The organism is Hydrogenophaga sp. 70-12 (assembly GCF_001897365.1).
Classification (GTDB): Bacteria; Pseudomonadota; Gammaproteobacteria; order Burkholderiales; family Burkholderiaceae_C; genus Hydrogenophaga; species Hydrogenophaga borbori.
In genome coordinates, this window is the sequence record NZ_MKSS01000355.1 from 1 (window position 1) to 11,065 (window position 11,065).

The 11,065-nt window shown below is 73.7% G+C and carries 10 protein-coding genes and 1 pseudogene; 6 read left to right on the forward strand and 5 right to left on the reverse strand.

Annotated elements, in window-relative coordinates; all coding sequences use genetic code 11:
• Positions 1-229, forward strand: a pseudogene (locus BGO22_RS18350) (hemerythrin domain-containing protein); the annotation flags it as partial.
• Positions 230-250: 21 nt separating this feature from the next.
• Here BGO22_RS18350 and BGO22_RS18355 read toward each other — a convergent pair.
• The 5 genes from BGO22_RS18355 to BGO22_RS18375 form a co-directional block, all read right to left on the reverse strand.
• Positions 251-1,210, reverse strand: a complete 960-nt coding sequence (locus BGO22_RS18355; RefSeq protein ID WP_286852111.1) for a PDR/VanB family oxidoreductase — start codon at positions 1,208-1,210, stop codon at positions 251-253.
• An 8-nt stretch (positions 1,211-1,218) separates the two neighbouring features.
• On the reverse strand, positions 1,219-2,412 hold the full coding sequence (locus BGO22_RS18360) for an aromatic ring-hydroxylating dioxygenase subunit alpha (RefSeq protein ID WP_286852113.1): 1,194 nt from the start codon (positions 2,410-2,412) through the stop codon (positions 1,219-1,221).
• Between the two features lie 13 nt (positions 2,413-2,425).
• Positions 2,426-3,418, reverse strand: coding sequence for a Bug family tripartite tricarboxylate transporter substrate binding protein (locus BGO22_RS18365; RefSeq protein WP_286852114.1), 993 nt, complete (start codon positions 3,416-3,418; stop codon positions 2,426-2,428).
• A 134-nt stretch (positions 3,419-3,552) separates the two neighbouring features.
• Positions 3,553-4,476 (reverse strand): LysR family transcriptional regulator, encoded by a 924-nt coding sequence (locus tag BGO22_RS18370; protein ID WP_070400795.1) that lies wholly within the window; start codon positions 4,474-4,476, stop codon positions 3,553-3,555.
• Between the two features lie 104 nt (positions 4,477-4,580).
• Entirely contained in the window at positions 4,581-6,626 is a 2,046-nt protein-coding gene (locus BGO22_RS18375; RefSeq protein WP_286852116.1) for an AsmA family protein, read from the reverse strand.
• 201 nt (positions 6,627-6,827) lie between these two features.
• Here BGO22_RS18375 and BGO22_RS18380 point away from each other — a divergent pair, with 201 nt between their 5' ends.
• The 5 genes from BGO22_RS18380 to BGO22_RS18400 all read left to right on the forward strand — a co-directional run.
• A complete protein-coding gene (locus BGO22_RS18380; RefSeq protein WP_286852118.1) occupies positions 6,828-8,168 on the forward strand; it encodes an MFS transporter in 1,341 nt (446 codons plus the stop codon).
• 60 nt (positions 8,169-8,228) lie between these two features.
• Positions 8,229-8,993 carry an MlaE family ABC transporter permease gene (locus tag BGO22_RS18385; protein WP_070400793.1) on the forward strand — a complete coding sequence of 255 codons (765 nt, stop codon included), beginning with the start codon at positions 8,229-8,231 and terminating at the stop codon, positions 8,991-8,993.
• Positions 8,994-9,779 carry an ABC transporter ATP-binding protein gene (locus BGO22_RS18390; protein ID WP_286852121.1) on the forward strand — a complete coding sequence of 262 codons (786 nt, stop codon included), beginning with the start codon at positions 8,994-8,996 and terminating at the stop codon, positions 9,777-9,779.
• On the forward strand, positions 9,776-10,744 hold the full coding sequence (locus BGO22_RS18395) for an MlaD family protein (protein WP_070400791.1): 969 nt from the start codon (positions 9,776-9,778) through the stop codon (positions 10,742-10,744). Before BGO22_RS18390 ends, BGO22_RS18395 begins: the two co-directional genes overlap by 4 nt.
• A partial coding sequence (locus BGO22_RS18400) for an ABC-type transport auxiliary lipoprotein family protein (protein WP_286852123.1) occupies positions 10,741-11,065 on the forward strand: 325 nt, incomplete at its 3' end. The genes BGO22_RS18395 and BGO22_RS18400, both read left to right, overlap by 4 nt.

Genomic DNA, 11,065 nt, shown 5'->3' on the forward strand with positions numbered 1-11,065 from the left:
GCACGCCAGCGCCAAGGAACTGATCGCCCAGCTCGAGTCCATGGACGAGGTCGACGAAATGTTCGACGCCAAGGTCAAGGTGCTGGGCGAGCACATCGATCACCACGTCAAGGAAGAGCGTGGCCAGATATTTCCCAAGGCGCGCGCGGCGCGCCAGCTGGACCTGGTGGCCATGAAGGACGATCTGCAATCGCGCAAGGAGGCGCTGATGGGCGCCGAAATGGCGTGAGCCGGCGCCACCGGCGCGCGCCTACAGGTCCAGCACCAGCCGCGCCGACGCCGCGCGCGAACAGCAGGGCAGCATTTGCGTGTGCGAGGCCTGCTCCTCGGGCGTGAGGTAGAGGTCGCGGTGGTCCACCTCGCCTTCGAGCACGCGGATCAGGCAGGTGCCGCAGACGCCTTGCTCGCAGGAGGTGTCGATGGCCACGCCCTCGGCCGCGAGCGCCTGCGTGATGGACACGTCGGGCGCGATGCGCACCGTGCGCCCGCTGCGCGACAGCACGACGTCGAAGGAGCCGTCGCCGCGGGTGTCGGTGGCCACACCCGAGAAGTGTTCGAAGTGCACGCGCGCCGCGGGCCAGCCGGCCCGGGCCGCGCCGTCCCGCACGGCGGCGATGAAGGGCTGGGGGCCGCAGACGTAGGCGTGCGCGCCGTCCGGTGCCGCGGCCAGCGCGGCGGCGATGTCCAGTTGCCGGCTGGCCTCGCCGCCATCGAAATGGAAGCGCACGCGATCGGCGTAGGGCCGCTCGCGCAGGCGGCGCAGGAAGGCGGTGCGCGCCTCGCTGCGCGCGCAGTAGTGCAACGTGAACTCGCGGCCCTGGGCGTGCAACGCGTCGGCCATGGCCACCAGGGGCGTGATGCCGATGCCCGCCGCGAACAGCAGGCTGGCGCCCGGCGCCTCGCTCAAGGCGAAGTGGTTGCGCGGCGCAGACACCGCCAGCCGGTCGCCTTCGGCCAGCGCGTCGTGCATCGACGCCGAGCCGCCGCGTCCCGCCGCCTCGCGCAGCACGGCGATCTGGTAGGGCCCGGGCTGGCCGGGCGGACCGCACAGCGAGTACTGCCGCACCGCGCCCGAGGGCGTCTTCACGTCGATGTGCGCGCCGGCGGTAAAGGCCGGCAGCGCGACGCCCTCGCCCTCCAGGTCCAGCAGCACGATGCCTTCGGCCTCCACGCGCTTGCGCGCGACCTTCACCACGAAATCCAGGCCCATCGCCGCGATCAGCCTTCCAGGAAGTTGCCGGCGTCGAAGAACACCGGCGGCGCCTCGGGGTCGAAGCTCACGCCCACCGGGTCTTCGCCGCGCTGCACGGCCTCCACCTGAGCCTGCAGGAAGCGGCGCAGCATCACGATGCCGCGGTCGGAGGTGGCCAGGTGCTCCTCGGAGTGCCTGGCGATCTTGCCCTGGCTGACCATGGCCTCGTAGTCGCCCGGCGAGGCGCGGTGCTCTTCTTCGGTGAGCTCCTCCCACAGCTTGCCGTTCTGGCGCGAGCGCATCTTGGCCAGCTCACCGGCCTCGCTCATGCGGCCCACCACGTAGATGCGGAAATGGTGGTCGTCGATGGGCAGGATCCAGCCGAGCGATTCGACGCGGCCGAACTTGCCCAGGCGCGGGCTGGGAATCACGCGCAGCGTCGGAATGGCGGCCTGGCTCACGCGGCGGAAGGTCTTGCCGTCGTCGAGCTGGCGCACCGAGGTGGTTCGCACGCCCAGCTCGACCTTGTCCCAGGTGACCTGGGGCATGAGCGCCATCTGCTCGACGAACTGCGTGCCGCTGAAGGTCGAGTGCAGCACCACCACGTGGAAGGGGTCGACCAGGTTCTCGTAGTGCTGCAGCCAGTTGCAGTCGATGATCTGCGGGCCACCGCCGCCGATGCTGCGGTCGTTGGCCTCCAGGAACTCGCCCGGGTCGAGGTTCTCCAGCGCCTCGTAGCGCGGCAGCGTGGGCTTCTTCTCGGGCGGGCCCATGTAGGCCCAGACCAGGCCGTACCGTTCCTGCACCGGGTACCAGGGCTGGCGCACCTTGTCGCGGAACTTGCCGCCCTCGGGCTCGCAGGGCTGCTCCAGGCAGCGGCCGTCGGCCGAGAACAGCCAGCCGTGGTAGCAGCAGCGGATGCCGTTCTCTTCCACCTTGCCGTACAGCAGCGAGGTGCCGCGGTGCGCGCAGTGCGGGTAGACCAGGCCGGCGCGGCCCTGCTTGTCGCGAAAGAGGATCAGGTCTTCGCCGAGCACGCGCACCTGGCGCGGCGTGTCGGTGGCGTCGGCGGCCAGGCCGATGGGGTGCCAGTAGCGGCGCAGCAGCTCGCCCATGGGCGTGCCCGGGCCCACCTCGGTGAGCTCCTTCTTGTGGCTGGGCGCCGGGCGGCCGTAGGCCGTGCCCTGGTCGGGAATGAGGGGAATGATCCGTGCGTTCATGGGTCGGGGGCGATCAGCTGGCGCGCATGCCGGCGGCGCGGATCAGCGCCTCCCACTGCGGCATTTCCTTCTGCTGCGACTGGGCGAACTCGTCGGGGCTTTGCGTGAGCGGCGTCAGGCCAAGGTCGACCAGGCGCTGGCGCACCTCGTCGGTCCTGGCGGCCACGTGCAGGCCCTTGACGATCTGCTCGACGACTGGGCGCGGCGTCTTGGCCGGCGCGAGAAAGCCGAACCAGCTCTCGGTCTCGAAGCCGCCCTTGAAGCCCTGCTCCACGAACGTGGGCACGTCGGGCAGGGTGCCGCTGCGCTGGCTGCCGGCGATGGCGATGACCCGCACCTTGGGCTTGCCGCCCGAGTTCTTGTCGCCCTGCAGGTGCACCTTGGCGGTGGCGGGATTGGCCCAGGCCGAGTCGATGACGCCGCCGAACAGGTCGATGTGCGCGCCGGCCTGGCCCTTGTAGGGCACGTGGTCGATGGGCGCGCCGGTCTGCTTGCGCAGCAGCTCGGTGTAGAGGTGCGCGGCCGTGCCCTGGCCCCAGGTGGCGCAGGTGGCGCGGCCCTTGGCCTTGGCCCAGGCCACGTACTCCTGCACGCTGGTCACCGGCGAGTCGGCGCGCACCATCAGCACCGGGCCACCCACGCCCACCGGGGTGAGGGGCTGGAAGTCCTTGATCGGGTCGTACGGCGTTTTCTGCAGGAAGGGCAGCACCAGCTGCGTGTGCGTGATGGTGAACAGGAAGGTGTGCCCATCGGCCGGCGCCTTGGCGACGAAGTCGGCGGCGATCATGCCGCCCGCGCCGGGCCGGGTCTCCACCACCACCGGCTGGCCCCAGGCCTTGGACAGGCGCTCGGCGAACACGCGGCCCAGGATGTCCAGCGGGCCGCCGGGCTCGCCGAAGGCGATGAGGCGCACGTGGCGGTTGGGAAAGCTGGGGGCCGTCTGGGCCAGGGCCGTGCCCAGGAAAGGCGAGGCCAGGCCAAGGGCCACCAGGTCGCGTCGGTTCATGCGTGTCTCCGTCGTGGGTTGTGCAATGCGGGGCCGCACGATAGGCCGGTGCGCGCGCCGGATCAAAGCAAACGTTTGGATATGAGATATGCGTGGGGCTGATAGCTGCCCCACCCGCGCCGCTGGCGCGCCCGTCAGAGCGTGCGCTCGATGGCCTCGATCACCTGCCCGCGCAGCCAGACCACGGCCTCGTCCGCCTCGCTGCGCTTGTGCCAGCAGGCGTGCAGGCGGTAGTCGGGCAGCTCCAGCGGCAGCGGCCGCGAACCCAGCGCATGCAGGTAGCGGCGCGCCACGCGCTGCGGGAAGACGGCGATCAGGTCGGTCTCGGCCAGCAGGTCCACCATCTGGCTGAAGGAGTTGACGCCGGCCTGCACCACGCGGCGGCGGTCCAGGCGCGCGAGCTGGCTGTCGATGGTGTCGTCGAGCACCGAGCGCGACTGGCCCAGCACCACGTGCCGCCAGGCGCAAAAGGCGTCGAGGTCGAGGCCGCTGGCCAGCACCGGGTGCCCCAGGCGCGCCACGCCCACGTAGGAGTCCTCGCACAGGATGGAGGTCTGCACGCCGGTCACCTGCGTGATGCGCGGGATCAGCGCCAGGTCGATGTCGCCGCGCGCCAGCTCCTCGGCGGTCTTGCTGTAGTCGGCCAGCGACCAGGACACGCGCATGCGCGAGCCCAGCGCGCCCAGCGTCTGGCACAGGCCGGGCATGAGGGTGCGGCAGAGGTGGTCGCTGCCGGCCACGCGCAGGATGCGGTCGGACGCGGCGGGGTCGAAGGGCTGCTGGCGGCTCATGAGCCGCTGCAGATCCGAGAGCACCGATTCCACGCCAGGCGCCAGCGCGAGCGCGCGCGGCGTGGGCTCGACGCCGTACTGGGTGCGCACGAACAGCTCGTCGCCGAAGGCCACGCGCAGGCGCTTGAGGCAGGCGCTGACGGCGGGCTGGCTCAAGAAGAGCCGCGCCGCGGCGCGCGACACGCTGCGCTCGCGGATCAGCGCGTCGAAGGCGCGCAGCATCGTCACGTCGATGCCGCGCACCTCGGCGTACGAGGGGTCGTCCATGGGGTCTCCTGCTGCGGCGGCCACGGGCCTCGGGGGCACGCGCCGCGCAGGCCGATTCTGACGGACGCCCGCGGGCCCACCGCCCCGCACCGGTCCGCATCGGCTCAGCGCTTGTTCGCGGGCGCGGCGGGCGCCGACGGTTCGCAGGGGTCGCCGTCCTCCTGGCGGCCGCGCTCGATGAAAGGGATCACCGCCGCCACCGGGCCGGCGGCGGCCCCCAGCGCGATCGCACCGGCCACGCGCCCCGCCAGGCGCCCGCCTTCGATGCCGACCTTGGGCTGGCCCAGCGTGCCGCCCACGGTGACCGGCGTGCGCAGCGACAGCGGCGACCAGTCCTTGGGCCGCGTGACCAGGCGCAGCGCCAGGCTTTCGTCGCGCAGGTTCACGCGGCCCGCGACATGCACCGTGCTGTCGCGGTTGTCGAGCACGGCGAGCCGCGGCTCGACCACGCCCTCGCGCGCGCGCAGGTCGAAACGCGCGCAGCGCAGCGGCAGCGGGCGGTCGCCGCCCACCACCACGCCCAGGGCCTGGGCGAGGTCCAGGCCCATGGCTTCGGTGGCCACGTGGGAGATGGTGCCGTCGCGCAGGCGCAGGTCGATGGGCCCGTCGAGCGAGCCCAGGATCTCGGCCGTGGACTGGCCCGCCCCCGTCACGTCCAGCCGCGCCGACAGCACGCCGGTGAGGTAGGACTTCAGGCCCTGTTCGCCGCCCTGGCGCGCCCGCTCGCGCTCCCGCTTCAGGGCGGAGGCGGCGCTGGGCGCGGGCGCGCCCTCGCGGCGCAGGCCGCGCAGCCAGCCCGCGACGTCGACGCCGTTCATCTCGAGGCGCGCCCGCCACGAGGCGGGCCTGGCCGTGGCGTCGAGCTGGGTCATGCCCTCGACGCGGCCGCCGGCCACCTCGGCCCGCAGATCGTCGAGCCTCAGCACCCCCTGCGCCAATCGCACGCGGGTGCGCAGCCCACGCAGCGGCGCCATGGCCCGCGTGCCGAAGTCCAGCGACCCGATGGCCACGCGCACGTCGGCGTCCATGGCCTGCAGCGACGGCAGGTCGAAGCGGTGCTGCGGCAGCACGCGGCGCGGGCCCTGGGGGGCGGGCGCGGCGGCAGCACCCCCGGCACCGATCGCCGGCCCGAGGTCGGCGAGCGCGAGCCGCTGTCCCTGCAATTCGCCGGTCAGGCGGCGCGGCCGGGCGCGCTGGTGGAACCGCAGATCGCCCGCGAGCCGGCTGCTGCCGATGTGGGCGCGCTCGGCCTGCAGCCGCCACACGCCGTCGCCCTGCGACAGCGTGCCGCGCAGTTCGAAGGGCGGCGTGCGCGGCAATGTGATGCCCAGCGGCCGGCCCACCGCCGCCAGCGAGGGGCCGCTCAAGGCCAGCGCGCCCCGCAGGCGCGGCAGACCCAGCAGCGCCGCGGCCTCGCCGTCGAACCGCAGGCGCGCGGCGCCCGCCGTGCCCTCCACGCGCACCGGCACCCAGGGCGCGTCGGGCGCGGTCTCGGGGTCGTTGAGCAGCGGCAGCGTGCCGCCCGCGTGGGCCTGCAGGCGCAGCGGCAGGGCGCGGTAGCGGCCGCTGAACGAGGCCTGGTAACCGGCGTTCGCGGCCTCGGCCTCGCCCTCGCGGCCGCGCAGACGGATGTCGATGTCGACGTCGGCGATGGGGTCCTTCCAATCGACCTCGCCCTGGCCGATCACCAGCGAGCCGAAGCGCGGCAGGCCGCCCAGGGGCTCGGCCTCGGGCCGGGGTTCGCGCGCGCCCAGCTGCCAGTTGGCGCTGCCATCGTCCAGGCGCCGCAGCCGGGCGTCGAGCGCGTCCGCGCTCAGCGCCTGCAGGCGCAGGCGGTCGCCGCGCCACCAGCGCCAGATGTCGCCCCAGCGCCAGGACAGGCGCACGCCGCGCGCGTCCACCAGGTGCGGCGCGCCGAAGCGCTCGGCCGAGGCGAGGTTCAACTGGCCCACCTCGATGCGCGGGCGCCCGAACAGGTGCAGGCGAAACGGCCCCTCCAGCCGCACCGGCACCGCCGCGGCGCGCGTGGCCGCGCGCTGCACCGGTTCGCGCAGAAAGGGCCAGCCGCGGTGCTCGGCCACCACCAGCGCGGCCACCAACGCCGCGCCGGCCAGGCCCAGGCCGATGAACGTGCGCCGCCGCGGCCCCATTCAGTGCCCCCCGCGCGGTGCGCGCGCCTGGCGGCCCCGCGGCAAGCCCGGGCCCCGGCGATGGAAGTGGAACGGCGTTGCCATGGGTGTGGGAAGCCCGCGCGGCAAGCGGCGTTCCCGGGCCGCTGTATCGGTCTGTGAACCGGATGGGCATGTTCCCGGCCGCCGAGGCGGCGTCGCCCACGCGCCTAGACTCGCCGCATGCCCCCTCCCAACACGCGGCCCGACACGGTACCGGCGCGGCTGCGCGACCAGCGCGACTACCTGCGCCTGCTGGCCGCGCGCGTGACCGGCGGCGCCGCCAACCAGATGCTGATGGTGGCGCTGGGCTGGCAGATGTACGACCTCACCGCCAGCGCCTGGTACCTGGGCCTGGTCGGGCTCGCGCAGTTCCTGCCCGCGCTGCTGCTGACCCTGCCCGCCGGCCACCTGGTGGACCGGCACGACCGGCGCCTGCTGCTGGCCGGCGCCCTGGGCCTGCAATGCCTGGCCGCCTTCTGCCTGGCCCTGGCCAGCGCCGGGGGCTGGGTGGGGCCGCAGGTGATCCTGCTGCTGTCCGTGCTGCTGGGCGCGGCGCGCGCCTTGCAGATGCCCGCGCACCAGGCGCTGCTGCCCACGCTGGTGCCGCTGGGCCTGCTGCCGCGCGCGGTGGCCGCCGCCAGCTCCACCATGCAGGCCGCCGTGATCGGCGGGCCCGCGCTGGGCGGCGCGCTGTACGCCCTGGGGCCGGCGGTGGCGCGGCGGATGGACCCGCGGGCGCTGGCCGCCGCCGACGCGGCCGGCCAGGCCGGCGCCCTGGGCGCGCACTGGGGCGCGGCGGTCGTGTACGCGCTGTCGTGGCTGCTGCTGATGGTGGCCATCGCCGGCGTGCTGCGCATGCGCCACCGGCCCGCGCCGGGACCGCGCGCGGCGCCTGGCCTGTCGCAGCTCACGGCCGGCTTGCGCTTCATCTGGCGGCGGCCGGTGCTGCTGGGTGCCGTGTCGCTGGACCTATTCGCCGTGCTGCTGGGCGGCGCCACGGCGCTGCTGCCCATCTTCGCGCACGATGTGCTGCACACCGGTCCCGAAGGCCTGGGGCTGCTGCGCTCGGCGCCGGCGCTGGGCGCGGTGCTGGTGGGCCTGTGCCTGGCGCGCTTTCCCATCGCACGCCGCGCGGGGCGCCGGCTGCTGGGCGCGGTGGCGGTGTTCGGCGCCGCGATGATCGCCTTCGCGCTGTCCACCAGCTTCTGGGCGGCCTTCGCGGCGCTGGCCATCAGCGGCGCGGCCGACATGTTCAGCGTGGTGATCCGCCAGTCGCTGGTGCAGCTCGAAACCCCGGACGAGATGCGCGGCCGCGTGGGCGCGGTGAACGCGGTGTTCATTGGCGCGAGCAACCAGCTCGGCGAGTTCGAGTCGGGCGCGACGGCGGCGCTGCTGGGGCCGGTGGGCTCGGTGCTGCTGGGCGGCATCGGCACCCTGGTGGTGGTGGCCGTGTGGTGGCGGGTGTTCCCGGCGCTGGCGCGCAGAGACCGGTTACAGCCGGAAACGCCCGCGGCTGCATAAGATAGGACCGATGACAGCCCGTCCCGCTGCCACCCCCGTGCGCCGAAAGGTCCGCGCCTGATGCCGGTCTCCCTCGCCTTCGCGCGCCGGCCCGTCGCCTTTCTCGGCGAGGTCCTGCTCGCGGCCGTGGCGGCGCTGGGCGGACGGCGCCGCTACCGCGTGCAGGACGCCCTGCGCGTGCTGGCCGACACCAGCGCCCGCGCGGTGGGCATCGTCTGCCTGGTCAACTTCCTGGTGGGCGCCATCCTCGCCTTCGTCGGCGCCGTGCAGCTGCTCAAGTTCGGGGCCGGCATCTTCGTCGCCGACCTGGTGGCCATTTCGGTGGCGCGCGAGATGGCGGCCATCATCACCGCCGTGGTCATCGCCGGGCGCACCGGCGCGGCCTTCGCGGCCGAGCTGGCCACCATGCAGACCAACGAGGAGGTGGACGCGCTGGAGGTGCTGGGCCTGCCGGCGATGGACTTCCTGGTGCTGCCGCGCGTGGCGGCGCTGCTGGTGATGATGCCGCTGCTGTTCGTCTTCGCCTGCCTCGCGGGCCTGGTGGGCGGCATGGTGGTGGCCTCGGTGATGCTCGATCTCTCGCCCGCCGCCTACATGCACCGCACGGCCGAGGCGCTCAGTTGGACGCACCTCGGCCTGGGCGCGGCGAAGTCGCTGGTGTTCGGCGCGCTGATCGGCATGGTGGGCTGCTACCACGGCCTCTACGCGCAGCGCAACGCCGCGGGCGTGGGCCTGGCCACCACGGGCGCGGTGGTGACCAGCATCGTGGCCATCATCGTCATCGACGCCGTGTTCGCGCTGGTCGCGAACACGCTGGGGATCTGAATGGCGGCGCTGCTGAACGTGCAAGACCTGGAGATGCGCTTCGGCGATCGCCTGATCCAGCGCGGCGTCTCGTTCGAGGTGGAGGCCGGCCGCATCTTCGCCATCATGGGCGGCAGCGGCTGCGGCAAGAGCACCCTGCTCAAGCACCTGGTGGGCCTGCTGCCGCCGGCCAGCGGCACGGTGCGCCACGGCGGCGTCGACTACTGGGCCAGCGGCGAGGCCGAGCGCGAGGCCATGCGGCTGAAGTTCGGCATGCTGTTCCAGAGCGCGGCGCTGTGGTCGTCTATGACCGTGCTGGACAACGTCTGCCTGGCGCTGGCGCGGCAGACGGCGCTGGACGCCCGGGCGCAGGAGGCGCGCGCGCGCGAGGTGCTGGCCTGGGTGGGCCTGGACGACGCCGCCCACCAGATGCCGGCCCAGCTCAGCGGCGGCATGAAGAAACGCGCGGGGCTGGCGCGCGCCATCGCCGCCGAGCCGCCGCTGCTGTTTCTCGACGAGCCCTCGGCGGGCCTGGACCCGATCAGCTCGCGCCGGCTCGACGACCTGATCCTCGACATCCGCCAGCGCACCGGCGCGGCCGTGGTCCTGGTCAGCCACGAACTGCCCAGCCTGTTCGCCATCGCGGACGACGGCCTGTTCCTGGACGCCGACAGCCAAACGCCCATCGCGCGCGGCTGCCCGCGCGAACTCGCGCGGGCCCACGTCCATCCCACGGTCGATGCCTTCCTGCGAAGGGAAGTGCCGCCCGACCCACCAGCGCCCAGCGCGCGGGGAGATTCCGCATGAAACGCTACGCCCTGCTCATCGGCAGCTTCGTCGTCGCCGCCCTGTTCATCGTGCTGGCCGCCATCTTCTGGCTCGGCGGCAGGGACTGGTTCAGCGACCAGCAGAAGGCCACGGTCTTCTACGAAGACAACGTCAGCGGCCTGTCGATCGGCGCGCCGGTGACCTTTCGCGGCGTCGCCATCGGCCAGGTCACCGAGATCGGCATCCGCGTCGATGGCGCGACGCTGCGCACCACGGTGCCCGTGGTCATGCGGCTGCAGGCCTCGGCGCTCGCGGGCGCGGGCGTCGACGTGCCCGCGCTGGTGGCGCGCGGCCTGCGCGCGCGGCTGGTGTCGGAAAGCATCGTGACCGGCCAGAAGGCGGTCGAGCTCGACTTCGCCCCGCAGACGCCCGCCACGCTGCACGGCGGCTCGCGCCACCCGGAGATCCCGGCACTGCAGGACCGCTTTGGCCCGCTGATCCAACAGGTGGCCGAGCTGCCGCTGCGCGACACCGTGAGCGAGATGCGCGCCACGGCCGAGGAGATGCGCAACACGCTCGTGGTGGTGCAGAAGACGCTGAGCGGCGTGCAGGTGGCGCTGTCCGAAGCCTCGGCCGAGCTCAAGCTGACGACGGCGGCCTCGCGCCAGACCCTGGCCGCGGCCACGGAGACCATCCACCAGGTGCAGGCCAGCTCGACGGCGACGCTGGCGTCCGTCGAGCGGCTGTCGCGCAGCACCGAGCAATCCATTCAGGAGGCGCGGCCGGAACTGCAGCGCGCGCTGGTCGGCGCGCGCGAGGCCACGCAATCGGCCAAGCTGGCCATGGACCGCCTGGCCGACCTCTCCGCGCCGGACGCGCCGCTGCGCGCCGACCTGGAAACCGCGGTGCGCGACCTGTCGCAGGCCGCGCGCGGGCTGCGCTCGTTCGCCGAGCTGCTCGAAGAGAAACCCAACGCCATCATTTTCGGGAACCGACGCGAATGAGCACGCCCTCCTTCACCCGCCGCGCCGCGGCCCTCGCGCTCGCCGCCGCCGCCGCGGCCGTCCTCACCGGCTGCGCCTCGGCGCCCGAGCGGGCGCCCACGCTGCTGACCCTGCCGGGCACCCCGGCCATCGCCACCGCGCCATCGGCCGCGCCGCCGGTGGAGAACGCCACGCTCGCGGTCGCGCGCCTGGAGATTCCGGAGTACCTCGTCTCGCGGCGCGTGCGCTACCGCACCGACGGCGCCACCCTGGCCGAATGGCCCGACACCTTCTGGGCCGAGCGCATCGAGGTGGGCCTGGCGCGCGAGTTCACCTCGGGGC

What these genes read in the sequence shown, in the direction of transcription:
- BGO22_RS18355 (WP_286852111.1), bottom strand. Translation starts at nt 1,210, where the DNA reads ATGGGCCTGGATTTCGTGGTGAAGGTCGCGCGCAAGCGCGTGGAGGCC.
- BGO22_RS18360 (WP_286852113.1), bottom strand. Translation starts at nt 2,412, where the DNA reads ATGAACGCACGGATCATTCCCCTCATTCCCGACCAGGGCACGGCCTAC.
- BGO22_RS18365 (WP_286852114.1), bottom strand. Translation starts at nt 3,418, where the DNA reads ATGAACCGACGCGACCTGGTGGCCCTTGGCCTGGCCTCGCCTTTCCTG.
- BGO22_RS18370 (WP_070400795.1), bottom strand. Translation starts at nt 4,476, where the DNA reads ATGGACGACCCCTCGTACGCCGAGGTGCGCGGCATCGACGTGACGATG.
- BGO22_RS18375 (WP_286852116.1), bottom strand. Translation starts at nt 6,626, where the DNA reads ATGGGGCCGCGGCGGCGCACGTTCATCGGCCTGGGCCTGGCCGGCGCG.
- BGO22_RS18380 (WP_286852118.1), top strand. Translation starts at nt 6,828, where the DNA reads ATGCCCCCTCCCAACACGCGGCCCGACACGGTACCGGCGCGGCTGCGC.
- BGO22_RS18385 (WP_070400793.1), top strand. Translation starts at nt 8,229, where the DNA reads ATGCCGGTCTCCCTCGCCTTCGCGCGCCGGCCCGTCGCCTTTCTCGGC.
- BGO22_RS18390 (WP_286852121.1), top strand. Translation starts at nt 8,994, where the DNA reads ATGGCGGCGCTGCTGAACGTGCAAGACCTGGAGATGCGCTTCGGCGAT.
- BGO22_RS18395 (WP_070400791.1), top strand. Translation starts at nt 9,776, where the DNA reads ATGAAACGCTACGCCCTGCTCATCGGCAGCTTCGTCGTCGCCGCCCTG.